Here is a 26108-nt window from a genome sequence, read left to right on the forward strand (position 1 = left end):
GCTCGCCGGCGGTCCTTTAGCTTTGCGGTGGAGAAATCCTCACGCGCACCAAGCCGAGAGAATTCACATGACGCGGCATTATCTCTTCATGTGTCAGCCCGATCACGGCCATGTCATTCCCAGTCTCGCCGTGGTCGCAGAATTGGTTCGCAGAGGGCACAGGGTCACGTACCTCACGGGGGGCGGCATGGCGCCGCTGGTGGAGGAGACGGGCGCCGGCCTGCTCTGCTACGACTCGATCTACGCGGGGGCCGACCTGCGGGCGCTGGAGAGCGACCCGCTGGCCCTCGTCTCGCTCTTCCTCGACGAGAGCCGGGCGATGCTCGACGCCGCCGACCGGCTGCTCACCGACCGCCCGGACCTGGTGGTCTACGACCTGACGGTGCTGCACGCCGGACGCCTCCTGGCCAGGAAGCTCGGAGTCCCGGCGACGCAGCTCATCCCGATCTTCGCCTCCAACGAGCACTACTCCTTCCTCGGCTCCGTCTACGCCGGCGAGCGCTCCGGCCCGGACCTGCCCGGATGGGTGGACGGCATGCTGGCCAGGACCCGGGCCCTGGCCTCCGACCACGGCGTCGAGGCCGACCCGGCCGAGCTGTGGTGGGAGGTCCAGGACTCCAACCTGGTCAGCCTGCCGCGCTCGTTCCAGCCGTCCGGGGACACCTTCGACGAGCGGTTCGCGTTCGTCGGGCCCTGCCTGGGCGAGCGCGGCTTCCTGGCCGGGTGGGAGCCGCCGGACGACGGGCTGCCGGTCGCGCTGCTGACCTTCGGCACCGTCGCCGCGGGCCGGCCCGAGCTGTTCCGGACCTGCGTGCGGGCCTTCGCCGAGCTGCCCTGGCGCGGCGTGGTCACCCTGCCCCCGGGCATGGACCCCGGCTACCTCGGGCCGCTGCCGCCCACCATCGAGGTCCGGCGCTGGGTCTCGCACGTGAGCGTGCTCCGGCACGCCACCGTCGCGGTCACCCACGGCGGCCTGGGCACCGCCATGGAGGCCCTGCACTGGGGCTGCCCCATGGTCGTCGTCCCCGCCACCCCCATCGACCGGGTGGCCGCGCGCCGCGTGGAGGAGCTGGGCCTCGGCCGGGCCATCGACCCGGACACGCTCACCCCCGAGGGGCTCGTCGAGGCGGTCCTCGCGGTCGCGGGCGACGAGCGCGTACGGCACGGCGCGCAGGCCATGCGGCGCGACATCCGGCGGGCGGGCGGCACCGGGCGAGCCGCCGACCTGCTCGAAGGCCGCCTGACGGAGGTGATGGCCTGATGGGGTCGCCGTCGTTCGAGTTCCGGGTGCTCGGGCCGCTCACGGTGCTGAAGGACGGCGCCGAGCTGCCCATGAGCGCCAACCGGGAGCTGGCCATCCTGGCCAGCCTGCTGCTGAACGCCAACCGCGTCATGAGCGTCGAGCGCCTGATCGAGGCCGTCTGGGCCGGCTCGGCGCCGCGCAGCGCCTGGCGGCAGGTCGCCATCTGCGTCTCCCGGCTGCGCCGGAACCTCGGCGCGGGCCTGATCGAGACCTCCAGCCCCGGCTACCTGCTGCGGGCCGCCCCGGACAGCATCGACTGGGTCAGGTTCAAGGCGCTGGTGGCGCAGGCGCGCGGCCACGCCGCCGCCGGGCTGCGCGAGCAGGCCGTCCAGGTGCTGCGCGAGGCGCTCGCCCTGTGGCAGGGCACCCCGTTCGAGGACATCAGGGGGCTGCGCTACGACGTGGCCCGGATGGCCGAGTCGCGGCTGGAGGCGCTGGAGACGTGCCTGGAGCTGGAGATCGAGCTCGGGCGTCACCACCAGGTGATCCCCGAGCTGCTGGCCCTGGTCGCCGAGTCGCCGTTCCGTGAGCGGGTGCGCGCCCAGCTCATGCTGGCGCAGTACCGCGCCGGTCGCCGCGCCGAGGCGCTGCGCACCTACCAGGAGACGCGCCGCTACCTGCTGGAGCAGATCGGCCTGGAGCCCGGGCCAGCGCTGCGGCGGCTGCACGAGCAGATCCTGCGGGACGAGTCCGCGCTGATGCGGGCGCCCGCCCAGCGGCCCGCGCCGGGGCACGTCGTGCCGTGCCAGCTCCCGCCGCAGGTGCTGCCGTTCGTGGGACGCGAGGAGGAGCTGGACGCGCTCAACACCGCCCTGCGGCCCGATCCGGGTGTGGCGGTGCCGGGCGTGATGGTGCTGAGCGGGCCGGCCGGGGTGGGCAAGAGCACGCTGGCGCTGCGCTGGGCGCACAGCCGGATCGACTGGTTCCCCGACGGGCAGCTGCACGCCGACATGGCCGAGGTGGGCGCGGGGGGTGACGGGCCAGGCGGCGGCCTGGACGCGGTGCTCGACCGCTTCCTGCGGGCGCTCGGCGTGGCGGGGGCCGACCTCCCGGCCGGGCGCGCGGAGAAGCTCGCGCTCTACCGCAGCTGTACGGCGCGGCGGCGGCTGCTCGTGGTGCTGGACGACGTCCGCGACGGCGACCAGGCGCGGGCGCTGCTGCCCGGAGGCGCCAACTGCCGCGTGGTCATCACCAGCACGGACCCCCTGGACGACCTGGTGGCCCGGCAGGGGGCGCACCGGGAGTTCCTGCGGCCGCTGCCGGAGGACGAGGCGCGGGAGCTGGCCGACCTGCTGGTGGACACGGCGGTGGGGGCGCAGGCGGTGTCGGAGCTGGTGGCCACGTCCTGCGGGAGCCCCTTGTCGCTGCGGCTGGGCGCCGCCCGCCTCCAGTCCCGCCGCCCGGCGCGCAGCGGCTTCGGCTGACGGTCCACCGGCCGGGTTCCGGGGGCGCGCCACGGTCTCGTGACCGCGGCGTGCCTTCGCCGTACGGTTCGGGGCGGTCAGGGGGTGCGGGCCAGGATGGCGGCGAGAGCGGCGGCCAGGGCGTCGGGGGAGGCCGGGCCGCCGGGGCAGCGCCAGCCGACGTGCCCGTCCGGCCGCACCAGGACCGCGCCGCCGGCCTCCAGGCCGTACTCCTTGGCCCACGTCGGCGAGGTGAACGGGCCGGACACGTGACCTTCGGAGGCGGGGGCAGGGCGGGTGGAGGCGCCCGTGGTGGAGACATCCGTGGTGGTGACCTCCACCGCCGTGACCGGCACGCCCGCCCGCGAGGACGCCTCCGACGCGGCGGCCGGCCAGCCGGCGTCCGCCGTGGCCAGCAGCGTGAAGCACGGCCCCAGCAGGTCGAGGGTCGAGACCGGGCCGTACGGGCTCGACAGCCAGACGTGCGGAGCCCGGTGGCCCGGCCGCGCCGTGGGCACGTACGTGCGGTAGGGGTCGTCGGGCGCCGGGGCGGGCGTCCCGTCCGGGACCACGGCCGCCGAGTCGTAGTGGAAGCCCAGCACCAGCCCCTCCGAGCTGCGCCGCCCGGCCTGCTGCTCGATGGCCTCCCGCATGGACAGCCGCCCCTCCATCATCTGGAAGGTGATGAACGCGTTGTGCAGGCTCTCGTCCACCGTGCGGGCGCCGATGGGACGGCGCTCGGGCGCGTAGGTGTCGAGCAGGGCCGGGCCGGCGGCGCCGCGCAGGACGGCAGCGAGCTTCCAGGCGAGGTTGTGGGCATCCTGGATGCCGCAGTTCATCCCGAAACCGCCCTGCGGCGTGGCCACGTGCGCGGCGTCACCCGCGAGGAACACCCGCCCCGCGCGGAACGAGGCCGCCACCTTGGCCTGCTGGAGCCAGGGCAGCACGCCCAGGATGGTGACCGGCAGGTCGGGCACGCCGACGGCGGCGCGCACGGCGGCCAGGCAGACGTCCTCGGTGAAGTCGTCCGGGCTGCCGCCCTCCTCGGGCTCGTAGCCGGTCTGCACCATCCACCGCCGCCGGTGGTCGACGGCCTCCACCGCGCACGGCGGATCGGTGAGGAAGGACAGCGCGGCCCGCCGCTCGGGCGGCAGGAAGCCCAGGTCGGCCTCGAACATGATGCTGATCATGTGGCCGAGCGGCGGCGGCCCCTCGGTGGCGATGCCCAGCTCCTCGCGGATGCCGCTGCGGCTGCCGTCCGCCGCCACCAAGTACGAGCAGCGCACCAGCGTCTCGCCGGACGCCTCCGACACGACCGCCTCGACGCCGTCCGGCGTCGCGCGGAAGCCCGTCATGGCGGCGCCGTACCTGACCTCGGTGCCGGGCCGCGACTCGGCCAGCCGGCGCAGGATGACCTCCAGCAGGTCCTGCGAGCACAGGAACATGTAGGTGGGGCTCTGCGGGGCGTCCCGGCGCAGCGCGGCGGCGGACCTGACGAAGTCGTCCGCCGTCAGGGAGCTGCCGACTCCCACGGCGAGGAACTCCTCGCGCGGCATGCCGGCCCGCTCCACCTCCTGCTGGATGCCCCAGGCGCGGAAGAGCTCCATCGTCCTCGTGGTCACGAGCCGGGCCTTCGGGAAGATTGACGTGCCCTCATGTTTTTCGACGAGCAGCGTCGATATTCCGTGCCGGGAGAGCTCGATGGCGGCGGACAGGCCGACCGGGCCGCCGCCGACAATCAGAACTTCCACCTCCCGTATTTCTGTGTCAACCACCTTCATGGCGCCAGAGTCATTCATCGCCATTGTTCCAGTCAATGCGCGGATAACCGAGTGATACAGGCGTGATGTCAGCGCTTAGTAGCTTACTGACTGAAGATCCGGATAAGCCGATCCGCGATTGTCTCAATTCCTGGAGACGGATGATGCTTTTCGCACAGGGCTCCGTGGCCGTGGTGACGGGCGGCTCACGCGGCATCGGCCGGGCCGTCGCGCTGGACCTGGCCCGTGAGGGCGCCCACGTCGTGGTCAACTACTCCCGCTCCGAGAGCGACGCCAAGGAGGTCGTCGCCCGGATCGAGGAGGAGGGCGGCAGCGCCACCGCCGTGCAGGCCGACGTGACGGACGAGGAGTCCGTACGGCGGCTCTTCCGCGGCGTGCGCACCGACCACGGCCGGCTCGACGTCCTCGTGACCAGCGCCGGCATCACCCTGGACCGCTACCTCCTCACGATGAGCCTCGACCAGTTCCGCGCCCCCGTGGACACCAACCTCGTCGGCACGTTCCTCGCCTGCCGCGAGGCGCTCAAGCTCATGCAGCACCAGCGCCGCGGGGCGATCGTGACCCTGTCGTCCTCCAGCGGGCTCGACGGGGGCTTCCCCGGCCAGACCAACTACGTGGCCTCCAAGGGCGCGATCATCGCCTTCACCCACGCGCTGTCCAACGAGGCCGCGCCGCACGGCGTGCGGGCCAACGTCGTCGCACCCGGGTTCGTCGAGACCGACATGACCCGCAAGGTGCCCTCCGGCATCAAGAAGCAGTACGAGTCGCGGATCATGCTCGGCCGGATGGGCCGCCCCGAGGAGATCGCGTCGATCGTGAGCTTCCTCGCCTCCGACAAGGCGTCGTACATGTCCGGCTCCGTGGTGGTCGCCCACGGCGGCGGCCTCGGCTGAGCCGTCCCCCCTTCCCCCCGGTTCAAGGAGGACCAGATGACGATCGACGAGCTGCGCGCGCGGGCCGCGGAGCGGCAGCAGACCTGCAGCCAGATCAAGAAGATGATCGTGTCGCGGCTGGACCTGGAGATCGACCCTGACTGGATCACCGACGACCAGCCGCTGTTCGGCCGCGGCCTGGAGCTCGACAGCCTCGACGTGCTGGAGCTGTACGTGGCCATCGAGGCGGAGTTCGGCGTCGCCCTGTACGACAGCGAGATGGCCGTCTTCGGCTCGGTGTCGCGGCTGGCCGAAGAGGTCAACCCCGCGCTGCGGGCGTCGGCATGACGGTCGCCGAGGCGCCCCCGACGGCCGGGACGGTCAGCGGGCTGACCCACGACCAGGTGCGCGCCGTCCTGCCGCACCGCTGGCCGATGCTGCTGCTCGACCGGGTCGGCAAGGTCGAGCCCGGCGTCAAGGGCACGGCCGTCAAGAACGTCGCCGGCACCGAGCTGTGGTTCCAGGGCCACTTCCCGGGCGAGGCCGTGCTCCCCGGCATCGTGATCACCGAGGCGCTGGCCCAGCTCGCGGGCGTGGTCTTCGCCCTGGCCGGGGCCAGCGAGATCAGCTACCTGGCGGGGGTCAGGTCGATGCGGTTCCGGCGCCCCGTCGTCCCCGGCGACCAGCTCACGCTGACGGCCGAGCGGACGGGCGGCGGCGCCGGCTTCGCCGAGTACCGGGTCTCGGCCCGGGTGGACGGCCAGGTCGCCGCCGAAGGAAACCTGACGATCGCCGACCCGGCCCGTCAACGTCCCGTGCGAAAGGTGTGAACGTGACTCCTCCGCTCGCTGAAGGGAGCGGCTTCTCGCTAGGCCGCTTCCGCAGCCTGGCGAAGGGCAAGCCCTGCCCTCAAGATGTTGACCGCCGCATTCACGTCGGCGTGCGCGGCATGCCCGCACCCCTGGCATCGGAACTCGGCCTGGGTGACGCGATTCTCCTTCGCGCAGTGCCCGCATCGCGAGCAGGTGCGGGAAGTGTTGCGGGGCTCGACCGCGATCAGCTCGCGACCGGCGCTTTCAGCCTTGTCCGCAAGGATCGTCAGGAACACCCCCCAACCCGCGTCCAGGATGCTCCGGTTCAGCCCGGCCTTCTGGGCGACGTTGCGGCCGGGGTGCTCGACCGTGCCGGATGCCGAGCGGGTCATACCGGTGATCCGCAAATCTTCGTGCACGATCACGTCGTAGGCGCGCACCAGCGCGAGCGCGGCTTTGTGCGCGCCGTCCAGGCGCCCACGCCGCACCTTGGCGTGCAGCGCGGCCACCCGGGCCACCGCCTTACGACGCCGCCTGGACCCGCGCTGCTTGCGGGCCAGATCGCGTTGAGCCGCCGCGAGCCGGTCGGCGCAGGCGGCCAGGTGCCGCCGGTTGTCGATGTGCTCGCCGTCGCTGGTGGTGGCCAGCGAGACGACGCCCAGGTCGATCCCGGCCACGACACCCGTCGCGGGCAGCGGCTCGGCCGGCACCTCATCGCACGACAGCACGACGAACCAGCGGGCGCCCTCCCGCTTGACGCTGATCGTCTTGACCGTGCCGGACACACGCCGGTGCTGGTGGACCCGCACATGCCCGATGCCGAGCAGGTAGACGCGCGTCACCGGATCACGCGGTTGGGAGTCCCACGCCGCCCCGTTCTTGAGGGCGGGCCACTGCACGGTGTCGAACCGGCCCCGGCCCTTGAACCGCGGGTACCCGGCTTTGTGCCCGGCCTTGATCCTGCGGAAGAACGCTGCGAACGCCCTGTCCAGACAACGCAGGGTCTGCTGCTGGGAGCCTGCGGACCAGCGGCCCTGACCGTGGGGGTCGGCCTTGCGGATCTCCTTCAGCTCCGCCGATTGCTCGCCGTAGCCGACGGTCACGCCGGCTTTGCGGTAGGCGGTGCGGCGGTGCTCCAACGCGGCGTTGTACAGCTCCCGGTGGTTCTCCAGGCACTGGGTGAGCGCGGCGGCCTGCTTGCTGGTGGGACGGAGCAGGAATTTGACCGACCTGTGCACGCCCACCTCCCACGTTCTGTGACGACAAGACCACGATATCGCCGGGCGGCGACAAAAGTCGGAAGGACATCTGTGATGCGCAGATCTGGCAGTTCAGGGCACGCCCGGGCTTTGGCGGCCCTCCCGCTCCCGATTTCCCCGACGGCTGAAGCCGCCGGCCCCCTAGGGAGGTTCTGATGGCAAGCGTCCTCGCGTCCGCGCATCCCCAGGAGACCGTCTACGGTCAGGTCGGCGACGCCACCGTCGCGCTGCGCTTCTCCTCCCTGGCGGAGGAGTACAAGGTGCTCAGGGAGCGCGCCGCGGTCCTCGACCTGGGCGGCCACGGCCTCATCGAGATCACCGGCCCCGACGCGGTGGCCTTCGCCCAGCGCCTCCTGGCCCGCGACGTCGAGTACCTGACGTCCGACCGCTGCATGATGTCTCTCCTCCTCGACGCCGAGGGCGGGGTCGTGGACCAGGTCCTCGCCTTCGGCCGGGAGGACGGCATCCTGCTGGAGAGCTCGTGCGGCGCCGGCGCGCGCCTGCTGGAGCACCTCAGGGCGCACAACGACGAGGGTGTCGAGATCACCGACCGCTCCGGGGACCTGACCGTCCTCGGGCTGGAGGGCCCGTACGCCTGGGGCGTCGTCGGCCGGCTCATCGACGCCGAGCTGGCGTCGCTGCCGTTCGAGTCGGTCGTGGACACCACCTGGAACGGCGCCGACATCGTCTTCGCCAGGACCGGCTTCACCGGCGAGTACGGCTACCAGATGATCGTGCCCATCGAGCACGCCGCCGACCTGTGGGGCCAGGCGCTGGAGCACGCCCAGGCCGCCGGGCAGGAGGCGCTGGAGCTGGCCATGCTGGAGGTGCGCCAGCCCATCCCGCGCCACGAGGTCACCGACGGCGCCACGGTCATCGAGATCGGCGCCAACTGGCTGGTCGACGTCACCAAGGACGAGTTCCTCGGCCGGGACGCGGTGCTGGAGGCGTTCGAGTCGGGCGGCGGGCGGCGCACCGTCGGCTTCACCGGCGGAGAGGGCGTGCCCGCGGCCGGCACCCGCGTCTGGGTGAACGGGCAGGACATCGGCGAGGTCGTCCACGCCGTCCACAGCGTCGGTCTCGGCACCACGCTCGGCCTCGCCCGGGTGGACCAGGACCTGGCCGCCGCCGGGCTGGAGCTGACCGTCGGCGGGGCCGAGGTCACCACGCTGACCAGCCCGTACATCGTGCCCAAGAGCTGGAGCATCCCGATCATCTGATCGGCCGGTGCGCTGAGAAGGAGACAAGCATGGCGCTGCGGCCCGTCGTCGTCACCGGCCTGGGCATCATCTGCGCGGCCGGCCGCGACCCAGCCGAGTTCTGGCAGCGGCTCACCACAGGTCAGGGCGGACTCACGCCGGTCGAGGACGAGGCGTTCGCCGTGTTCACGGCCCGGCACGCGGGCCAGGTGCCCGACGAGTGGATCGCCGGTCAGCTCCCCGACTCCGACGCCGCCCTCGACCGGACGGCCCGGCTCGCGCTCGTCGCGGCCCGCCAGGCGGTCGAGATGGCCGGCCTGACGGCCTCCGGGGCGGGGGACGAGCGGTTCGGCATCATCCTCGGCAAGTGCCAGGCCACGCCCGACGCGGCCGGCCGGTACCAGCCGATGCACCGCACCCAGGACGTGGTGGCCGAGCGGCTCGGCCTGCGCGGGCCGCGCGTCCTCGTGTCCACCGCCTGCGCCGCCGGCGGCAACGCCGTCGGACTGGCCAAGGACAAGATCCTCACCGGCGAGGCCGACGCCGTCCTCGCGGGCGGGGTGGACCCCCTGCTGTTCGGCACGTACGCGGGCTTCGCCGGGCTCCAGGCCCTCAGCACCGGCCCGTGCCGCCCCTACAGCCACTCCGACGGCCTGAACCTCGGCGAGGGAGCCGCGTTCCTGCTGCTGGAGCCGCTGGACCTGGCGCTCGCGCGGGGCGCGGTGCCGCTCGCCGAGGTCGCCGGCTACGGCCTGTCGGCCGACGCCTATCACGCGACCGCGCCCGACCCGACCGGCCGCGGCGGCGCCAGCGCCGTACGGCGGGCCCTGGCCGACGCCGGGCTCACCCCGGACGACGTCCACTACGTCAGCGGGCACGGCACCGGCACCCCGGCCAACGACGCCATGGAGGCCAAGGTCATGCGCCTGGTCTTCGGTGAGCGGGCCGGTCAGGTGCCGACCAGCAGCATCAAGTCGTTCGTCGGCCACACGCTCGGCGCGGCGGGCGCGGTCGAGGCGGTGGCGAGCGTGCTCGCGCTGCGGCACGCGGTGGCCCCGCCGACGATCGGCTTCGACGAGGACGGCCAGGGCCGGGCCGGGGACCTCGACTTCGTGCCGAACGTGGCCAGGCCGATGCGCATCGGCACCGTCGTGTCCAACAACTACGCGTTCGGCGGCAACAACGTCTCCCTCGTGCTGACCCGGCCCGGCGAGCCGCGCCCGTACGAGGAGCTGCCGCGCCGCGAAGCCGTGATCACCGGGCTCGGGCCCGTCACCGGAGCCGGCACGGGTGTCGCCGAGGTGACCGAGGCCATCCTGGCCGGCCGCCAGGGCGCCGGGCGGGCCCCGTCGCTGGAGGGCCGGACGTTCGCGCCGCGCTCGCTGTGGCGGCACATGAACCACCTGTCGCGCCTGGCCATCGCCGCCTCCCGGCTCGCCTGGGAGGACGCCGGGCTCAAGCTGCCGCGCAAGGACCTGGACGACGTCGGCCTGGTCTTCGCCACCGGCGCCGGCTCGGCCGAGAGCACCGGCGGCTTCGACGAGAGCATCGCGGTCAACCCCAACAAGCCGGCCGTGCTCAGCTTCTCCAACGTCGTGCTCAACGCAACCGGCGGCGCGGTCTGCCAGACCCTGGGGCTGCGCGGGCCGACCACCACGATCTGCAACGGCGGCGCCTCGGCCTCGATCGCGCTGGACTGCGCGCTGGAGCTCATCCGGTCGGGCAAGGCCGAAGTGGTGCTCGTGGTGGCGGCCGACGAGAGCCCCGGCGCGGCCGGCCTGCCGGGTCTCGACGGTGACGGCCCGGTGCCGTCGCCGTACGACGCGGGCTCCGGCGGGGCGGTGCGGGGGTCGGCGGCGGTGGCGTTCGTCGTCGAGTCGGCCGGGCACTGCGCCGCCCGGGGCGGCCGGCCGTACGCGAAGGTGCTGGGGACGGGGCACGCGAGCGGCGGCGACGCCGGCTCGGTGGCCCGCAGCATCGCCCGGCTCGCCGACTCGTACGGCTCGCGCGGCTCGTCCGGCTCGCCCGGCGTGGCCACGGGCACGGACGCCGGTCCGGGTGCCGGGCTGGTGGTCGGGGCCGCGAACGGGACGGCGGACGACGGCGCGGAGGCCGCGGCGGTGCTGGCCGGCGTGCCCGGCGGGCGGCTGACCGCCTCCACCGCGCTGGCCGGCGACTGCCAGGCCGCCACCGGCGCCATGAACATCGCCCTCGGCGCCCTCGCCGTCCGCGACGGCGTCGCCCCCGCGCTGACCGGCCTCGCCGACCCGCTCGCCGGCGACCTCACCGCGTACGTGACCAAACCGGGCCTGGACGGTCCGGTGGAGCGGGCGCTGGCGCTCACGGCGGCGCCCGGCTCGGTCCGCGGCGCGGTTCTCCTGGGGCCGGCGTGAACGGCCCGCCCGCCGCCGCTCCGGCCGGTCTGACCGGCCTGCCGTTCGACGTCGCCGAGACCGACCGGCTGCTGACCACCACCCGGTCCGTGCGCCGCCGCCTCGACGTGGAGCGGCCCGTGCCCCGCGAGGTGGTGCAGGAGGCGCTGGAGGTCGCCGTGCAGGCGCCCACCGCCAACAACCACCAGAACTGGCGGTGGCTGGTCATCAGCGACGCCGCCGTCAAGCAGGAGCTGGCCGGGATGATCCAGTCGTCCTGGACGTTCCACCGCAACGACATGTGGACCAACGCCGGCCGCCGCCGCAACGACGCCCAGGCGCGCCGCAACTACGCCTCCGCGCAGGCGCTGACCGAGACCATCGCGGCGGTGCCGATCCTGGTCATCCCGTGCGTCCTCGGCCGCCCGCCCGACATCACGGCCATCAACGAGGCCTGGCGCCGGCGGATGTCCGACAAGGTCGCCGAGGACCCGGGCCACCAGGTGCAGCACGGCGAGACGCGGGCCAGCATCTTCTACGGCTCGATCTTCCCGGCCATCTGGTCCTTCCAGCTCGCGCTGCGCAGCCGCGGGCTCGGCAGCACGATCACCTGCCTGCACGTCCCGCACGAGCGGCAGGTCGCGCGGATGCTCGGCATCCCCTCGGGGGTGACCCAGGTGTGCATGATCCCCGTCGCGTACACCGTGGGCACCGACTTCCGCCCCGCAGAGCGCTACAGCGCCAAGGAACGCACCTACTGGGAGAGGTGGGGGACGTGACCGTACGACCCGAGCAGCCCGACGTCGTCATCGTCGGAGGCGGCATCTCCGGGGCGTCCGCGGCGTGCAGGCTCGCCGCGGGCGGCCTGTCCGTGGTGCTGCTGGAGAAGCAGGACGCCTACAAGGACCTCGTGCGCGGCGAGTGGCTCGCGCCCTGGGGCATCCGGGAGGCCCAGCGCCTCGGCGTCTACGACTGCTTCTCGGCCGGCGGCGCCTGGGAGATCCGCGAGTGGATGACCTGGGACGAGGCCGTGACCGACGACGAGGTCGAGGCCGTGGACATGACCAGGTTCATCCCCGGCATCGGCGGGCCGATGTCGTTCCCGCACCACGCGGTGTGCGAGCTGATGGCCGAGCAGGCCGTGGCGAGCGGCGCCCGGCTGGTGATGGACGCCTCCCGCATCGGCGTCACCGCCGGCACGCCGCCCGTGGTGACGTACCGGACGCCCGACGGCGACCACGAGCTGCGGCCCCGCCTGGTGATCGGCGCCACCGGCCGCGGCTGCACCGTCGGCCGCCAGGTCGGCATCACCATGAGCAACTCCATGCACCACTGGGGCGGCGGCATGATGGTGGAGGGCATGGCGGGTTGGCCGCCCGACGTGCAGGCCATGGGCACCGAGGGCGACGTCATGTTCATGGTGTTCCCCCAGGGCTACGGCCGGGCCCGCCTCTACCTGAACTTCCCCACGGTCAACAAGCACCGCTACCGGGGGCCGGGCGGCGTCGAGCGGTTCCTCGCCGCGTTCGAGCTGAACTGCCTGCCCGACCGCGGCAAGGCCGTCACCGAGGCGACCCCGGCCGGACCGCTGTCGGTGTGGCCGTCCGTGTCCAGCGTGCCCGAGGGGCCGCCGCTGGCCGAGGGCGTCGTGCTCATCGGCGACGAGGCCGGCAACGCCGACACGGTCCTCGGCACCGGCCTGTCGTGCGCCATGCGCGACTCGCGGACCGTCTGCGAGATCCTGCTCGCCTCCGACGACTGGTCGCACGAGGCGTTCGCCCCGTACGTGAAGGAGCGCGAGTTCCGGCTGGAACGGCTGGACTTCGGCGCCTCCATCATCAGCAGGCTGCACGTCGAGTTCGGGCCCGCGGCCGTCGAGCGGCGCCGCCGCGTCCGCAGGCTGATGGCGAAGAACTTCGCCGCCCAGGTGACGGGGCTGCTCAACATGGTCGCCCCGGAGGACGTACCGGAGTTCGGCTTCAGCGAGTTCTTCGCTGAGCGGTTGTTCAGGGAGACAGCGTGACCGAGAAGAAGACCGTCCACATCAACGGTGTCGACATCGCCTACGTCGACGAGGGCGAGGGCGACCCCGTCATCCTGCTGCACGGCTTCCCCGACTCCTCCTACCTGTGGCGGCATCAGATCCCGGCGCTGGTCGAGGGCGGGTTCCGGGTCATCGCGCCCGACCTGCGCGGCTTCGGCGACTCCGGCAAGCCGCAGGAGATCGAGGCGTACGGCATGCAGACGATCGTCAACGACGTCGTCGCCCTCACCATGCAGCTCGGCGTCAAGCGCCCGCACATCGTCGGCCACGACTGGGGCGCGGCCATCGCCTGGATGTACGCCTTCATGATGCCGCGCCGGCTCGACCACCTCGTCGTGCTGTCCGTCGGGCACCCAGGTGTCTTCGCCACCCCGTCGATCGAGCAGCGGGCGGCGTCCTGGTACATGCTCTTCTACCAGTTCCCCGGGGTCAGCGAGGAGCTGCTGCGCCGCAACGGCTGGCGGCTGTTCAAGGAGATCATGGGGCGGGACGGCGACTACGACCGCTACCTGCGTGACCTGGCCCGGCCCGGCGCGCTGACCGCCGGGCTCAACTGGTACCGCGCCAACCGCTCGCCCGCCTCCGAGCTGCGGCCCGCCCGCCCGTTCCCGCCGGTGCTCGCGCCGACCCTGGGCATCTGGGGCGCCGGCGACAAGGCGCTGCTGGAGGAGGGCATGACGGGCTCCGGCAAGTTCGTCAAGGGGCCGTGGCGCTACGAGCGCGTCGAGGACGCCGGGCACTGGCTGCCGCTCGACGCGCCCGACGAGGTGAACAAGCTGCTGCTCGGCTTCCTCGGCACGGAGCGGCCCGCCCACCAGGAACGGCGGCCCCGGCGCCGGTTGTAGCCGGGACCGGCTTGTCGGAGCGGCCGGCTCGTGGAGCGACCGGCCTGTCGATGTGGCCGGCCGGCGGAACGGCCGGCCTGTGAAGGGAGCGACGCATGCTGGGCTACCTCTTCCCCGGGCAGGGGACGGTGCGAGTCGGCATGGGCGCGTGGCTGCGCCGCCGGCCGGCCGCGCGCGACCGGCTGGACGAGGTGGACGCGCTGCTGTCGCGCCCCGTCTCGCCGCTGTGCGCGCGGGGGCCGCTCGACCGGCTGGTCGCCACGGAGCACGCGCAGATCGCGGTCACGGCCTGCAACCTCGCGGCGCTCGCCGTCCTGGAGGAGGAGGGGTACGAGCCCGCGATCGTGGCCGGGCACAGCGTCGGCGAGCTGACCGCGCTGCACGCGGCCGGCGTCCTGGGGCTGGCCGACACGGTCCGCCTGGTGGAGACCCGGTCACGGCTCATGGCCTCGGTCGGCGTCATCGGCGGGATGCGGGCCGTGATGGGCCTGCCCGTGGAGGACGTCGAGGCGCTCGCCGCAGCCGCCTCCTCGCCGGGCGAGCCGGCCGTCGTCGGGCTGGAGAACGCCCCGGGCCACGTCGTGGTCTCGGGCGCGCTGCCGGCGCTCGACCGGCTCACGGAACTCGCCACGGCGGCCAGCAAGATCGTGCCGCTGTCGGTGGGCAACGCCTTCCACTCGCCGCTCATGGGGCCCGCGGTGGCGGGGTGGGCGGCGGCGGTGGCGGCCGTGCCGATGCGGGAGCCGCGGGTGCCCGTCGTCCCCAACGTCACGGGCGAGCCCACCACGGACCTCGGCACGCTGCGGGAGGCGCTGGTCGCCCAGCTCACGGGGCGGGTGCGGTGGACGCGCACGATCGCCGCGGTGGACGCCACGGCCTCGGGCGTGGAGGTCGGCGACAGCAAGGTCCTCACGGGCCTGTCGCGGCGCGCGGAGGCGCGCTGCCTCAGCATGGCCGACCCGGCCACCCTGCGCCGCCTGGCCAAGGCGGTGGCGGCGTGACGGGTGACGGCGTGCGGAGGGGTGGGCGGGTGAACCGGTGGGGGAGCGCGCTGGTCTGCTTCGCGGGGCTGGCCCGGCCGCAGGAGCTCGTCGGCGCGATGCCGCTGGACGAGGTCTACACGGCCGCCGAGCGCGTCCGGTCCGGCGGCGCCACCGTGCAGCACTGGGCGGGCCGGCTGGCGGGCAAGCGGGCGGTCCTGCGTCTGCTCGGCCTGGCGCCCACGGCGGCGCGGCTCGGCCAGGTCGAGGTGCTGCCCCGGCCCACCGCGGCCTGCCGCGCGACGGCCGCCTGCCTCGACGGCCATCCGCCCGCCGTACGCCTGGCCCCGGAGCTGGCCGAGCTGGTGCGTCCGGACGGCCGCGTCCGCGTCTCCATCAGCCACACGGACCGGCGCGCGCTGGCCGTGGCGATCTGCTCCACCCGCCTCCCCGAGGACGAGGAGACCTGACATGACCGCCCAACCCCCCACTCCTGCTCATGGAGCCGACGCGGACGTGCGGAAGGCGGCGGAGGCGCACCTGGACGCGTGGCGGGCCGGTGACGCCGGGGCCGTGGCGGCGGCGGTGGCCACGTACGAGGACCCCGACTCCGGCGGCGCGCTGGCCGGCGCGGCGCTCGCCGAGCACGTGACCCGGACGACGGCCCGCTTCCGTAACGCGCGCTTCGCCGTGGACCGCGTGACCGGCGACGCCGACGCGGCCACCGTCTCCTGGACGCTGCTGGCCGACCACCGCGAGTCCTACCTCGGCATGCCCGCCACCGGCGGCGCCGTCGCCGTGAGCGGCACCGACCTGGTCACCCGGGACGAGCGCGGGGTCCACGTGCGCCGCCTCTTCGACCGGCTCGCCCTGGCCGAGGCGCTCGGCTACACGGCCCGGTTCGTGCCCGGGGCGGACGAGGCCCGGGAGTTCGGGGTCAGCGCCCGCGCCGCCACCGGCCGTACCGACAAGCCGGGCGCGCTCGTGCTGACCTGGCTGGAGATCCGCGACGACGCCGAGGCCGCCGACGTGGACCTGTTGAGCGTCGAGATCGTCAAGTCGCTGCGGTCCTCGAAGGGGTTCCTCGGCGTGACCACGTTCGACGTCGGCGCCCGCAAGTTCACGCTGAGCGCCTTCGACCGGCCCGAGTCGCTGCGCGCGGTCCACGCCCGGCCGCACCAGCGGGCCATGCGCCGCTTCTTCAAGGGCGGGCTGTGCACACGGGTGCACACCAGCGTCTGGTACCCCGCCACCATCCGCGACTACGCCCGCTGCCCCTCCTGCGGCACGGTCGTGGCGGCGGGCAAGGACGCGGCCTGCGCGTGCGGATGGGCGCCGGAGGACGCGTCCACGCTGTGATCCACCCTCGCGAACCACGGGAGCACCTGATGATCGACTTCACCGCCGAGTACAGGATCGGCGACAGGACCGGCTCCGTCCCGGGGCCGCCCGGCGACGCCGGGCACGCCTCCGGCGGGCTGGGGAGCGGCGGCGAGGGCAGGCCCGCGGTGGCGTTCATGTCCGCGCTGTTCGCGGGCGGCTGGATCTGGGAGCACCCGTACCGGCGCCTCGGGGCGGCCGGATGGCCGGTGATCCGTACCCACGAGGCGATCTGCGCGCTCGACCGGCGGGTGGCCGGGTCGATCGAGCAGCTCGGCGACGCGCTGCTGCGCGCCTGCGACGCGGCCGGGGCGGACGACGTCATCGTCTGCGCCAACTCCCTCGGCGGTCTCGTCGCCATCGACCTGGCGGGCCGGTACCCCGACCGGGTCCGGGGCATCGTCGTCAGCGGAGCGCCCGGCCTCACCGCCGACCCCGACGTCGGGCTCAGCTTCGACCGGCGGGGCAGCGTGCGGCCGTTCGGCGACGAGTTCGGCGAGCGGATGGTGGCCGCGCTCTTCCACAGCGGGCGCAGCCTGTTCTCCGACGAGCGGATGGCCGAGGTGGGCGAGATGCTGCGCCGACCCGAGGCCATGGTGAGCATGGCGCGCAGCCTCAAGGCCACCCGCCGCTACTCGGTGCGGCCCGCGATGGACAAGGTGCGGTGCCCGTCCCTGTACGCCTGGGGGCGGCACGACCGGATGACGCCCGTGGACCCGTGGCTGGAGCTGCTGGCCGACTACCCGGGCAACGAGGTGCTGGTCGTGGAGGGCAGCGGGCACATCCCGATGGTCGAGCGGGCGGAGGAGTACACCGGGGCCTTGGAGTCCTTCGTGACGCGCTGCGCGGGTGCCCTGGCATGAGCGCCGTCGTCGCCCCCGCCGCCCTTTCCCGGGCCGCCGCGTCCGCTCCCGGCGAGCCGGCCGTGCCCTTCGGCGCGGACGTCCCGGCCGTGCTCGTCGGCGTGGACACCCCGGCCGTGCTCGTCGGCGTGGACATCGTGGAGGCCGGGCGGCTGGCGCGGGCGGTGGAGCGGGGCGGCGAGGTGCTCGCGCGGCACGTCACCACCGCGGCCGAGCGGGAGCTCGTCCCCGAAGCCCCGGCGTTCTCCGTCAAGGAGTGCCTGATCAAGGCGGTCGGCGGGCGGGCGCCGGGGTTCGCGTGGCACGACTTCGAGGCGGTGGCCGCGGCGCCGGACGCCTGGGCGCTCCGCCTGCTGGACGAGGCCGCCGCCGAGCTGGCCGCCTCGACCGGCGTCCGGCTGGACGGGTGCGCCGCGTACGCGGTCCGCGGCGCCTCCCGCGACGCGGCCCTGAAGCGCCTCCACCCGGGCGACCCCGCCGAGGTGGCCGGGGCGGCTCGGTGGGGGAACGGGGGCGGGTTGTCCGCAGCGCTGGCGATCGTCTACGTCGACAGGAAGGGAAGTACCCGATGTCCCAGGTGATGACGGTACGACCGGGGGAGTCGATCCAGCGGGCGCTGGACGAGGCCGGTTCGGGAGCGAGGATCGTGCTGACGGAGGGCACGTACACCGAGGGCGTGTGGATCCGGCACGGCGGTGTGTCGCTGACCGGCGCCGGCCCCGGCCGGACCGTGCTGGCGCCCGGCGAGGGCGCCCCGGCGGACGTGCCGAAACTGCACGACGCCTCCGAGGACGTCGTCAGCGGCGTCACCGTCTTCGGTGGCGCGGTCGCGGGCGTGCGCGTCGAGGGGCTGACCGTCACCGGCTTCTCCGGCGCCGGGATCTACGCCCACTCGGTGGCCGGGGTGAGTGTCCGCGACGTGGAGGCCCGCGGCAACGCCGTCTGGGGCGTCTACCTGCGGGAGTCCAGCGGCTGCGAGGTGGCCGGCTGCCGCGCCTCCGGCAGCCAGTACGGCGGCGTCGCGCTGAGCTTCTGCCCCGATTCGGACGGCCTGGTCGCGGACAACGAGACGACCGCCAACGCCTTCGGGATCTTCATCGACAACTCCTCGGGCGCCCGGGTGGTGCGCAACGACTGCCACGGCAACGCGATCGGCATGCTCCTGCTCAACCAGGTGTACGAGGGCGAGCCGGCGGGCGGCGTCCGGGACTGCCTGGTGGCGGGCAACGACCTGCACGGCAACGACCTGGCCGCCGGGGCGGAGCCCGACGGGCTGGGCGCGGCCGGGCCGCCCATCTCCGGCGTCGGCCTCGCGCTCATCGGCACGCACCGGGTCACCGTCGTCGACAACCACATCCACGACAACCACCCGAGCGGCGAGTCCGTCATGGGCGCGGGCTTCGTCATCGGCTCCTCCAAGGACTGGGGCGGCGACGACGCCCTGGACAACCACGTCCTGTGGAACCGGATCACCGGCAACACCCCGCTCGACTTCCAGCTCGGCGCGGACCCGGCCCGGCAGACCTGCGCCGGGAACGTGGCCGGCAAGGGCGACCCGGCCGAGCTCCTGGACCGCGACGACGCCGCCGGGGGGTGGCGCCGATGAGCGCGCCGGCCGCCGCCCTGTCCTGCCAGGGGTTGAGCAAGCGCTACGGCGACGTCCTCGCCGTCGAGGACGTCGGCTTCGCCGTCGCGCCCGGCCAGGCGTACGGGCTGCTCGGCCCCAACGGCGCCGGCAAGACCACCACGATCTCCATGCTCGTCGGCCTGCTGCGCCCCGACTCCGGCACCGTGCTGGTCGGCGGCGTGGACCTGGCGGCCGAACCGACCCGCGCCAAGGCGAGGATCGGGTACGTCCCCCAGGAGATCGCCCTCTACCCGGAGCTGACCGGCCGGGAGAACCTGCGCTTCTTCGGCCGCCTGTTCGGCCTGTCGCGCCGGCGGCTGGCGGCGCGCATCGACGAGGTGCTCGCCCTCATCGGCCTGACCGACCGGGCCGACACGAGGCTCAGCACGTACTCCGGAGGCATGAAGCGTCGCATCAACATCGGCGCCGCGCTGCTGCACCGGCCCGAGGTGCTGATCCTGGACGAGCCGACCGTCGGCGTCGACCCGCAGAGCCGCAAGGCCATCCTCGACGGCGTGGAGCGCCTGGTCCAGGACGGCATGGCGCTGCTGTACACCTCCCACTACATGGAGGAGATCGAGCGCGTCTGCGACCGCGCGGCGATCATCGACCACGGCCGGATCATCGCCGACGGCACCCGCCACGAGCTGGTCTCCCTGGTCGGCAGCGCCGACAAGGTGGAGCTGGTGCTCGACGGGGACGTGGAGACGGCCTTCGCCAAGCTGCGCGCCGTCGAGGGCGTGGTGGAGGCTGCCCGGACGGGCTCCTCGTCGGTGCGGCTGATCGCCGAGGGCGGCAGGTACCTGCTGCCGGCCCTGATCACCGCGGTGGAGGGCAGCGCCACCGTCACGGCCACCCAGGTCATCGAGCCCGACCTGGAGGCCACATTCCTGCACCTCACCGGCAGCACACTCAGGGACTGACCATGGGACGGGCGATGTGGCGGGCGATGTGGACGGTGAGCGCGCTGGAGCTGCGCGCCCGGTTGCGCGACGGCACGGCGATCGTGATCGCGCTGATCGTGCCGGTGACGCTGGCGACCCTGTTCGGCCTCGCCCTGGGCGGCGACGACCCGCCGCTGAAGGCCACGGTGGGCTTCGTGGACCTGGACGGCGGCGAGTTCCCGGCGAGCGTGCGGCGCGAGGTGCTGGCCGCCGAGGAGCTGAAGGGCTCCGTGACGCTGCGCGACCTGCCGAGCAGGGACGAGGCCCGGCGGGCGCTGGACTCGGGCGCCATCGGGTCGGCGATCGTGTTCCCGGCCGGGTTCAGCCGGAGCGTGGGCGCCGGCAAGGGAGGCGACGTGGCGGTGCTGAAGACGCCCGAGTCGCCGCTGGCCGGGGTGGTGGCGGGGGCCATCGTGGACCGCATCTCCGCCGTGGTGGACGCCCGCACCCTCGCCGTACGGGCCGTGCTGCGCGCCGGGGTGCCCGGTGACCAGGTCAAGGAGTTGGTGGAGCGGAACGGCGCGGCCGGTCCCGCCCTCAGCCTGGCCGACGACCCGCTGGCCGGCGGCAAGATCGACCTGTCGGTCTACTACGGCTCCGGCATGGCGGCGCTGTTCGCGTTCTTCGTCGTGGGGGCGTCGTTCCGGGGGCTGCTGACCGAGCGGAAGCTCGGCACGCTCGACCGGATCCGCGCGGCCCCGGTCGCGGCCTGGGTGCCGGTCGCCGGCAAGGCCGTGGTCGGCTTCGCGCTGGCCGTCGTCGGGGTGTTCCTCAACTGGGGCGCCTCGGTGCTCATCTTCGGCTCCACGTGGGGCGACCCGGCGGCCGTGGCCGTGGTGCTGGTCACGCACGTGCTGGCCGCCGCGGCGATCACCATGCTGGTGACCAGCCGGGTCAGGACCGACGCCCAGGCCGACGGCGTGATCATGGTCGTGTCGTTCGTGATGGCGTTCTTCGGCGGCAGCCTGGTGCCGATCTACAACCTGCCCGGCGCGCTCCAGGCGGTCGCGCTGCTCACCCCGAACGGCTGGACGTCCAAGGCGCTGACCGAGCTGGCCGGCTCGGGCGCGGGCCTCGCGGCCGTGGCCCTCCCGGTGGGCGTGCTGTGCGGGATCGCGCTGGTGGCGGGCGGCCTCGCCGTCCTCGGCTTCCGGAGAGGACTGCTGTTATGACCCCAGTGGAGGTGCCCGTGGACGTGCCCGTGGAGGCCGAGAAGCTGCGGCCGCGGCCCGTGCTGGCGCTCGTGGCCGCGAACCTGCGCCGCCACACCCGCGACCGCGTCGGCCTGTTCTTCATGGTCGTCATGCCGTTCGTCTCCATCGTCTTCGTCGGCATGGCGCTCGGCGGCGGCACGGCGGGCTCGTCCCGCCTGCCGGTCGGCGTGGTCGCCCAGGACTCCGGGCCTACGACGACCGCGCTGCTCGCCGAGCTGCGCCGCCACCCCGACCTGGAGGTCACCGTCATGACCTCGGCCGCGGACCTGCGCTCCGGCGTGCGGGAGGGCTCGCTCGCGGCGGGCCTGGTCATCCCGGCCGGCTCCACGAAGCTGGACCTGGTCGTCACCGAGACCAACGGCAGCGGCCTGGCGGCCCGCAGCGCCATCGACGTCGCCGTGGGCAAGGTCGCCGCCGTCGAGGAGGCCACCCGCGCCGCCAGGACCGCGGGCGCCACCCCGGAGCAGGCCGCCCGCTACGTACGGCAGGCGCAGGCCGAGTCCGGCCGCGTCGCCGTGACCGACAGCTCCACCTCGGCCGGCGACCCCCGCGGCTTCGCCTACACCGCCCCCGCGAACCTGCTGCTGTTCACCTTCATCAACTCCATGGCCGTGGCCGCCGCGCTGGTGGAGAGCCGCCGGCTCGGCATGCTCCAGCGGGCGCTGACCGCCCCCGTGCGGCGGCGGTCGGTGCTGCTCGGCGAGGCGCTGAGCCGGTTCCTCGTGGCCATCGCGCAGGCCACGCTCATCATGGTGGTGAGCTCGCTCGCGTTCGGTGTCCGCTGGGGCGACCCGCTCGGGGTGGCGGCGGTCGTGGGGACGTTCGCGCTGGTCGCGACCGGCGCGGCGATCCTCGTCGGCACGCTGCTGCGCACCCCCGACCAGGCCCCGGCCATCGGCCCGCCGCTCGGCGTCGTTCTCGGCATGCTGGGCGGCTGCCTGTGGCCGCGCGAGTCCTCCGGCGACCTGATCAACGCAGTCGGCCACGTCTTCCCGCACGCGTGGGGCATGGACGCGCTGCTGGCGCTGGCCGTGCCCGGCACGGGCGTCGCCGCGGTGCTGCCGCAGCTCGCCGTGCTCGCCGGGATGGCCGTCCTGCTACTGGGCGCCTCCCTCGTCCTGTTCAGCCGCCGCACCCGGGCCCTGGGGTGAGCGCCATGCGGGTCCTCGTCACGGGAGCGGCCGGCTTCGTCGGCTCCGCGTACGTCGCGAACCTGCTCGGCGGCGCCTACCCCGGCTGGGACGACGCCGAGGTGACCGTGCTGGACGCGCTCACCTACGCCGGCGACGTCGCCAACCTGGCGCCGGTGCTGGGCGGGCCGCGGCTGACGTTCGTCCGCGGCGACATCGCCGACGCCGCGCTCGTCTCGTCGCTCATGCCGGGCCACGACCTCGTCGTCAACTTCGCCGCCGAGAGCCACGTGGACCGTTCGATCGCCGCCGCCGACCGGTTCGTGCGCACCAACGTCGCCGGCGTCGAGACGCTGCTGCGGGCCGCCCTCGACGCGGACGTGCCCACGTTCGTCCAGGTCTCCACCGACGAGGTGTACGGCTCCGTCGAGACCGGCTCGTGGGGCGAGGACAGCCCGCTCCGGCCGAACTCGCCGTACGCCGCCTCGAAGGCCGCCGGCGACCTGATGGCGCTCGCGTACGCCCGCACCCACGGCATGGACGTGCGCGTCACCCGCTGCGGCAACACCTACGGCCCGCGCCAGTACCCCGAGAAGCTCATCCCGCTGTTCGTCACGAACCTGCTGGCCGGCCGGCCCGTGCCGCTGTACGGCGACGGCGGCAACGTCCGCGAGTGGATCCACGTGGACGACCACTGCCGGGGCGTCCACCAGGTCGTCGAGAAGGGCGTGGCCGGCGAGGTCTACCACGTCGGCGGCGGCACCGAGCTGACCAACAGGGAGCTCACCGCGATGCTGCTGCGGGAGTGCGGCGCCGGGCCGGACCTGGTCCGCCGCGTCGCCGACCGGCCCGGTCACGACCGGAGGTACTCCCTGGACGACTCCAAGCTCCGCGGCCTCGGCTACCGCCCGCGGGTGCCCTTCGCCGAAGGGCTGGCCGAGACCGTCGCGTGGTACCGCACCAGACAAGAGGGGGTCACATGAAGGGCATCTTGCTCGCCGGGGGCAGGGGCACGCGGCTGCTGCCCACGACGCTGGCGGTGTCCAAGCAGTTGCTGCCCGTCAACGACAAGCCGCTCATCTACTTCCCGCTCTCGGTGCTGATGCTGGCCGAGATCCGGGACATCCTGGTCATCTCCACGCCCGAGGACCTGCCGCAGATCCGCCGACTGCTCGGCGACGGCTCCCGCCTCGGGCTGCGCATCACCTACACCGAGCAGGACGAGCCGAACGGCATCGCCGAGGCGCTCGTCCTCGGGGCCGACCACATCGGCGACGACTCGGTGGCGCTCATCCTCGGTGACAACGTCTTCCACGGCTACTCCTTCCAGGAGATCCTCCGCCAGGAGTGCCGCGACATCGACGGCTGCGTGCTGTTCGGCTACCCGGTGCGCGACCCCGAGAGGTACGGCATCGCCGAGACCGACGCGGCCGGCCGGCTGCTGTCCGTCGAGGAGAAGCCCGCGGCGCCCCGCTCCAACCGGGCGGTCGTCGGCTTCTACCTCTACGACAACGAGGCGGTCGACATCGCCAAGAACCTCTCGCCGTCGGCGCGCGGCGAGCTGGAGATCACCGACGTCAACCGCGCCTACCTGGAGCGGGGCCGGGCCAAGCTGGTCGACCTCGGCCGGGGCTTCGCCTGGCTCGACGCCGGCACCCCGGAGTCGCTGCTCCAGGCCGGGCAGTACGTCCAGCTCCTGGAGCAGCGGCAGGGCGTCCGGATCGCGTGCCTGGAGGAGATCGCCCTGCGGATGGGCTACATCGACGCGGAGGCCTGCCACCGGCTGGGCGTCGAGCTGGAGAAGTCGGCCTACGGCCAGTACGTGATCTCCGTGGCGGAGCAGTTCGCCGCCCGGTGACTCGTGAGCAAGGAGGCAACCCATGACCATGACAGCACTGTTCACCGGCCGTTCGGCGGCCGGCGGCGACCATGTGACGGACGTGTACCGCTACGCCGCCCGCAAGGGCGCGATCGAGACGGTCGAGGCGGCGGCCGAGGACCTCGGCCTGGCCGTGCGCGAGGTGCGCGAGGCGGTGGAGCACCTGGTGGAGAGTCGGCTCCTCCGCATCGACGACAACGCGGGCCTGCGGTTCGTGCCCGTGGACCCGGAGCTGGCCGCGGCCTCGCTGGTGTCCTCGGTCGAGCGGGAGATCTACCAGCGGCGCGAGCTGATCGACCAGATCCGGGAGCGGATCGGGGTGTTCCAGCAGGACTACACCGCGGTGGAGGCGGGCGCCGCGCCGCGCGCCGTGGACTACCTGGTGGGCTCGATGGAGGTGCGCGGCTTCCTGAAGACGGCCGGCGACGCCTGCCGCGACGAAGTGCTGGTGCTCCAGGCGGGCGGCGGCGTGACCGGCGACCTGTCGGAGACGTTCCTCACGCTGCTGGCGCGGGGAGTGGTGGTGCGCATCATCTGCCAGCACCGAAACCGCGGGGACGTGTCCACCCGGATGCGGATGAAGCGGCTGACCGATGCCGGCGCCGTCGTCTACACGCTGAGCCACATCCCGCGCTCGGCGGTCGTCTTCGACCGGTCGCTGGTCGTCATGTTCGGGTCGAACGGCGAGGAGGCGAACGTGGCGCGGGTGCGCGACCACGGCATCGCGCAGTTCTTCCTCGACCTGTTCAACCACCTGTGGGAGATGGCCACGCCGCTGGAGGGCATCGAGTTCGGCTACGCCGACGTGGCCGACGACCTCCAGCAGGCCATCGCCGCGCTGATGGCCAAGGGCTACACCGACGAGGTGGTGGCCAGGAAGCTCGGCATGTCGGTCCGGAGCTGCCGCCGGCACATCGCCACGCTGATGCGCGACCTGGAGGCGACGAGCAGGTTCCAGGCGGGGGTGGCGGCGGCCAGGAGCTTCCTGCGCAACGCCGGCTGACCGCCACCCCGTGGAAGGAACATCAGACGACCTGGTGACCGCGCATCGCGGCGGCCACCCCGGCCAGCCCCCGGGCCCGCTCGACGACCGTCTCGACGCCGGCCACCAGGTCCTCGTACGCCATCCGCGGGTCCAGGCAGATCCGGACCGAGCTGTTGGCGTCCTCCGCCTCCACCCCGATGGCGGTCAGCACGTACGAGGGCTCCTGGGAGCCGGAGTTGCACGCCGACCCGGTCGACAGCGCGACCGTGGTCAGACCGGAGACCAGGCTTTCGCCGCGTACCCCCGGCAGGACCACGTTGAGCACGTGCGGCACGCCGCCCCGGGGATCGCCGTTGAGCCGCAGGCCCGGGATGCCCGCGCGGAGGATGTCCAGCGCCGTCGCGCGCAGCTCGCGCACCCGCAGCAGATCCGCCTCGGCCCGCGCCAGCGCCAGCTCCGCCGCCTTGCCCATGCCCACCACGAGGTGGGTGGGGATCGTGCCGCTGCGCAGCTCGTACTGCCCGCCGCCGAACATCACCGGCCGCAGCCGGTGCCGGATCTCCGGCCGGACGTACAGGGCGCCGACGCCCTTCGGGCCGCGCAGCTTGTGCGCCGACAGCGACAGCAGGTCGATCTCCGCCTCGCGTACGGCGACCGGCACCCGGCCGGCCGCCTGCGCCGCGTCCACGTGCAGCAGGGCGCCCACGTCGTGGCAGATCGACGCCATCGCGTGGACCGGCTGCACGGTGCCGATCTCGCTGTTCACCCACGCGGCGGTGGCCACGCGCGTGTGCAGGTCGAGCAGCTCGGCCAGGTGCACCAGGTCCACCTGGCCGTCCCGGCCGACCCGCACGGTCCGCGCGTCCACGCCGCGCGCCGCCAGCGCGCGGCCGATCGACAGCGACGACTTGTGGTCGGTCGGGCAGAACACCCCGTTGACCGGTGCCCGGTCGTCGTGGCCGAACGCGCCCAGCAGCGCGATGTTGTTGCTCTCGGTCGCGCCGGAGGTGAACAGCACCGCGTCCGGGTCGGCCCCGATCAGCAGCGCCACCGACTCGGCCGCCGCGTCCACGGCCCGGCGGGCCCGCTTGCCGAGCACGTGCGGCGACGACGGGTTGCCGAACTCCTCACGCAGGTACGGCAGCATCGCGTCCAGCACCTCGTCGTCGACGCGGGTCGTGGCGCAGCCGTCCAGGTAGATGACCTTCATGGCGTG

Annotated in this window: 25 protein-coding genes; 22 read left to right on the plus strand and 3 right to left on the minus strand. The window is 73.7% G+C overall.

Going from position 1 to position 26108, the window contains the following annotated elements:
- Positions 1–88 precede the first annotated feature (88 nt).
- Together AB0H64_RS05425 and AB0H64_RS05430 are read left to right on the plus strand one after the other, a co-directional pair.
- Positions 89–1261, plus strand: a complete 1173-nt coding sequence (locus AB0H64_RS05425; RefSeq protein ID WP_357620361.1) for a macrolide family glycosyltransferase — start codon at positions 89–91, stop codon at positions 1259–1261.
- The gene (locus AB0H64_RS05430) at positions 1261–2727 is read left to right on the plus strand and encodes a BTAD domain-containing putative transcriptional regulator (protein WP_357620363.1); all 1467 of its coding nucleotides are present in this window, start codon (positions 1261–1263) and stop codon (positions 2725–2727) included. Before AB0H64_RS05425 ends, AB0H64_RS05430 begins: the two co-directional genes overlap by 1 nt.
- Positions 2728–2804: 77 nt before the next feature.
- On the opposite strand, the gene AB0H64_RS05435 is transcribed toward AB0H64_RS05430, so the two are convergent.
- Positions 2805–4457: an FAD-dependent oxidoreductase gene (locus AB0H64_RS05435; RefSeq protein ID WP_357620365.1), complete on the minus strand. Its 1653-nt coding sequence runs from the start codon at positions 4455–4457 to the stop codon at positions 2805–2807.
- Between the two features lie 170 nt (positions 4458–4627).
- On the opposite strand from AB0H64_RS05435, the gene AB0H64_RS05440 reads away from it, so the two are divergent.
- Genes AB0H64_RS05440 through fabZ form a run of 3 tightly spaced genes read left to right on the plus strand, consistent with a single transcriptional unit; the run spans position 4628 to position 6189 of the window.
- A complete protein-coding gene (locus AB0H64_RS05440; protein ID WP_355439397.1) occupies positions 4628–5380 on the plus strand; it encodes a 3-oxoacyl-ACP reductase family protein in 753 nt (250 codons plus the stop codon).
- A 36-nt stretch (positions 5381–5416) separates the two neighbouring features.
- Positions 5417–5707, plus strand: a complete 291-nt coding sequence (locus AB0H64_RS05445) for a phosphopantetheine-binding protein (RefSeq protein ID WP_175601782.1) — start codon at positions 5417–5419, stop codon at positions 5705–5707.
- Positions 5704–6189: a 3-hydroxyacyl-ACP dehydratase FabZ gene (fabZ, locus tag AB0H64_RS05450; protein ID WP_357620367.1), complete on the plus strand. Its 486-nt coding sequence runs from the start codon at positions 5704–5706 to the stop codon at positions 6187–6189. The genes AB0H64_RS05445 and fabZ overlap by 4 nt, the downstream gene beginning before the upstream one ends.
- 38 nt (positions 6190–6227) lie before the next feature.
- Here fabZ and AB0H64_RS05455 read toward each other — a convergent pair whose 3' ends face one another.
- Positions 6228–7409: a transposase gene (locus AB0H64_RS05455; protein ID WP_357620369.1), complete on the minus strand. Its 1182-nt coding sequence runs from the start codon at positions 7407–7409 to the stop codon at positions 6228–6230.
- 176 nt (positions 7410–7585) lie between these two features.
- On the opposite strand from AB0H64_RS05455, the gene AB0H64_RS05460 reads away from it, so the two are divergent.
- The 17 genes from AB0H64_RS05460 (at position 7586) to AB0H64_RS05540 (ending at position 24910) form a co-directional block, all read left to right on the plus strand.
- Positions 7586–8650: a glycine cleavage T C-terminal barrel domain-containing protein gene (locus AB0H64_RS05460; RefSeq protein ID WP_357620371.1), complete on the plus strand. Its 1065-nt coding sequence runs from the start codon at positions 7586–7588 to the stop codon at positions 8648–8650.
- A 29-nt stretch (positions 8651–8679) separates the two neighbouring features.
- On the plus strand, positions 8680–11022 hold the full coding sequence (locus tag AB0H64_RS05465; protein ID WP_357620373.1) for a beta-ketoacyl-[acyl-carrier-protein] synthase family protein: 2343 nt from the start codon (positions 8680–8682) through the stop codon (positions 11020–11022).
- Entirely contained in the window at positions 11019–11780 is a 762-nt protein-coding gene (locus AB0H64_RS05470; protein ID WP_357620375.1) for a nitroreductase family protein, read from the plus strand. Before AB0H64_RS05465 ends, AB0H64_RS05470 begins: the two co-directional genes overlap by 4 nt.
- A complete protein-coding gene (locus AB0H64_RS05475; protein WP_357620377.1) occupies positions 11777–13024 on the plus strand; it encodes an NAD(P)/FAD-dependent oxidoreductase in 1248 nt (415 codons plus the stop codon). The genes AB0H64_RS05470 and AB0H64_RS05475 overlap by 4 nt, the downstream gene beginning before the upstream one ends.
- On the plus strand, positions 13021–13890 hold the full coding sequence (locus AB0H64_RS05480; protein ID WP_357620379.1) for an alpha/beta fold hydrolase: 870 nt from the start codon (positions 13021–13023) through the stop codon (positions 13888–13890). Before AB0H64_RS05475 ends, AB0H64_RS05480 begins: the two co-directional genes overlap by 4 nt.
- 95 nt (positions 13891–13985) lie before the next feature.
- The gene (locus tag AB0H64_RS05485; RefSeq protein ID WP_357620381.1) at positions 13986–14891 is read left to right on the plus strand and encodes an ACP S-malonyltransferase; all 906 of its coding nucleotides are present in this window, start codon (positions 13986–13988) and stop codon (positions 14889–14891) included.
- A gap of 29 nt (positions 14892–14920) precedes the next feature.
- A complete protein-coding gene (locus tag AB0H64_RS05490; protein ID WP_357620383.1) occupies positions 14921–15340 on the plus strand; it encodes a phosphopantetheinyl transferase in 420 nt (139 codons plus the stop codon).
- A gap of 1 nt (position 15341) precedes the next feature.
- Positions 15342–16229: an ester cyclase gene (locus tag AB0H64_RS05495; RefSeq protein ID WP_357620385.1), complete on the plus strand. Its 888-nt coding sequence runs from the start codon at positions 15342–15344 to the stop codon at positions 16227–16229.
- A 29-nt stretch (positions 16230–16258) separates the two neighbouring features.
- Entirely contained in the window at positions 16259–17113 is an 855-nt protein-coding gene (locus AB0H64_RS05500) for an alpha/beta hydrolase (RefSeq protein ID WP_357620387.1), read from the plus strand.
- Positions 17110–17694 (plus strand): 4'-phosphopantetheinyl transferase superfamily protein, encoded by a 585-nt coding sequence (locus tag AB0H64_RS05505; RefSeq protein WP_357620389.1) that lies wholly within the window; start codon positions 17110–17112, stop codon positions 17692–17694. Before AB0H64_RS05500 ends, AB0H64_RS05505 begins: the two co-directional genes overlap by 4 nt.
- Positions 17682–18719: a right-handed parallel beta-helix repeat-containing protein gene (locus AB0H64_RS05510; RefSeq protein WP_357620391.1), complete on the plus strand. Its 1038-nt coding sequence runs from the start codon at positions 17682–17684 to the stop codon at positions 18717–18719. Before AB0H64_RS05505 ends, AB0H64_RS05510 begins: the two co-directional genes overlap by 13 nt.
- On the plus strand, positions 18716–19663 hold the full coding sequence (locus tag AB0H64_RS05515) for an ABC transporter ATP-binding protein (RefSeq protein ID WP_357620393.1): 948 nt from the start codon (positions 18716–18718) through the stop codon (positions 19661–19663). The genes AB0H64_RS05510 and AB0H64_RS05515 overlap by 4 nt, the downstream gene beginning before the upstream one ends.
- A 2-nt stretch (positions 19664–19665) precedes the next feature.
- Positions 19666–20856: an ABC transporter permease gene (locus tag AB0H64_RS05520; protein WP_357620395.1), complete on the plus strand. Its 1191-nt coding sequence runs from the start codon at positions 19666–19668 to the stop codon at positions 20854–20856.
- Entirely contained in the window at positions 20853–22049 is a 1197-nt protein-coding gene (locus tag AB0H64_RS05525; RefSeq protein WP_357620397.1) for an ABC transporter permease, read from the plus strand. The genes AB0H64_RS05520 and AB0H64_RS05525 overlap by 4 nt, the downstream gene beginning before the upstream one ends.
- Positions 22050–22054: 5 nt before the next feature.
- Complete coding sequence (gene rfbB, locus AB0H64_RS05530) at positions 22055–23011, plus strand: dTDP-glucose 4,6-dehydratase (protein WP_357620399.1); 957 nt, start codon at positions 22055–22057, stop codon at positions 23009–23011.
- Entirely contained in the window at positions 23008–23886 is an 879-nt protein-coding gene (rfbA, locus tag AB0H64_RS05535) for a glucose-1-phosphate thymidylyltransferase RfbA (RefSeq protein ID WP_357620401.1), read from the plus strand. The genes rfbB and rfbA overlap by 4 nt, the downstream gene beginning before the upstream one ends.
- A 22-nt stretch (positions 23887–23908) precedes the next feature.
- Complete coding sequence (locus tag AB0H64_RS05540) at positions 23909–24910, plus strand: hypothetical protein (protein WP_357620403.1); 1002 nt, start codon at positions 23909–23911, stop codon at positions 24908–24910.
- 22 nt (positions 24911–24932) lie between these two features.
- Here the strand turns inward: AB0H64_RS05540 and AB0H64_RS05545 are convergent, their stop codons facing one another.
- A complete protein-coding gene (locus tag AB0H64_RS05545) occupies positions 24933–26102 on the minus strand; it encodes a cysteine desulfurase family protein (RefSeq protein ID WP_357620405.1) in 1170 nt (389 codons plus the stop codon).
- Between the last annotated feature and the right edge of the window lie 6 nt (positions 26103–26108).

The organism is Nonomuraea sp. NPDC050733 (genome assembly GCF_040654215.1).
Taxonomy (GTDB): domain Bacteria; phylum Actinomycetota; class Actinomycetes; order Streptosporangiales; family Streptosporangiaceae; genus Nonomuraea.

Bases quoted from the DNA above. Each gene is read 5' to 3' on its own strand.
- fabZ (WP_357620367.1), top strand. From the start codon at position 5,704: ATGACGGTCGCCGAGGCGCCCCCGACGGCCGGGACGGTCAGCGGGCTG.
- rfbB (WP_357620399.1), top strand. From the start codon at position 22,055: ATGCGGGTCCTCGTCACGGGAGCGGCCGGCTTCGTCGGCTCCGCGTAC.
- AB0H64_RS05545 (WP_357620405.1), bottom strand. From the start codon at position 26,102: ATGAAGGTCATCTACCTGGACGGCTGCGCCACGACCCGCGTCGACGAC.
- AB0H64_RS05525 (WP_357620397.1), top strand. From the start codon at position 20,853: ATGACCCCAGTGGAGGTGCCCGTGGACGTGCCCGTGGAGGCCGAGAAG.
- AB0H64_RS05460 (WP_357620371.1), top strand. From the start codon at position 7,586: ATGGCAAGCGTCCTCGCGTCCGCGCATCCCCAGGAGACCGTCTACGGT.
- rfbA (WP_357620401.1), top strand. From the start codon at position 23,008: ATGAAGGGCATCTTGCTCGCCGGGGGCAGGGGCACGCGGCTGCTGCCC.
- AB0H64_RS05495 (WP_357620385.1), top strand. From the start codon at position 15,342: ATGACCGCCCAACCCCCCACTCCTGCTCATGGAGCCGACGCGGACGTG.
- AB0H64_RS05465 (WP_357620373.1), top strand. From the start codon at position 8,680: ATGGCGCTGCGGCCCGTCGTCGTCACCGGCCTGGGCATCATCTGCGCG.
- AB0H64_RS05510 (WP_357620391.1), top strand. From the start codon at position 17,682: ATGTCCCAGGTGATGACGGTACGACCGGGGGAGTCGATCCAGCGGGCG.
- AB0H64_RS05505 (WP_357620389.1), top strand. From the start codon at position 17,110: ATGAGCGCCGTCGTCGCCCCCGCCGCCCTTTCCCGGGCCGCCGCGTCC.
- AB0H64_RS05440 (WP_355439397.1), top strand. From the start codon at position 4,628: ATGATGCTTTTCGCACAGGGCTCCGTGGCCGTGGTGACGGGCGGCTCA.
- AB0H64_RS05520 (WP_357620395.1), top strand. From the start codon at position 19,666: ATGGGACGGGCGATGTGGCGGGCGATGTGGACGGTGAGCGCGCTGGAG.
- AB0H64_RS05425 (WP_357620361.1), top strand. From the start codon at position 89: ATGTGTCAGCCCGATCACGGCCATGTCATTCCCAGTCTCGCCGTGGTC.
- AB0H64_RS05485 (WP_357620381.1), top strand. From the start codon at position 13,986: ATGCTGGGCTACCTCTTCCCCGGGCAGGGGACGGTGCGAGTCGGCATG.
- AB0H64_RS05500 (WP_357620387.1), top strand. From the start codon at position 16,259: ATGATCGACTTCACCGCCGAGTACAGGATCGGCGACAGGACCGGCTCC.
- AB0H64_RS05540 (WP_357620403.1), top strand. From the start codon at position 23,909: ATGACCATGACAGCACTGTTCACCGGCCGTTCGGCGGCCGGCGGCGAC.
- AB0H64_RS05445 (WP_175601782.1), top strand. From the start codon at position 5,417: ATGACGATCGACGAGCTGCGCGCGCGGGCCGCGGAGCGGCAGCAGACC.
- AB0H64_RS05430 (WP_357620363.1), top strand. From the start codon at position 1,261: ATGGGGTCGCCGTCGTTCGAGTTCCGGGTGCTCGGGCCGCTCACGGTG.
- AB0H64_RS05515 (WP_357620393.1), top strand. From the start codon at position 18,716: ATGAGCGCGCCGGCCGCCGCCCTGTCCTGCCAGGGGTTGAGCAAGCGC.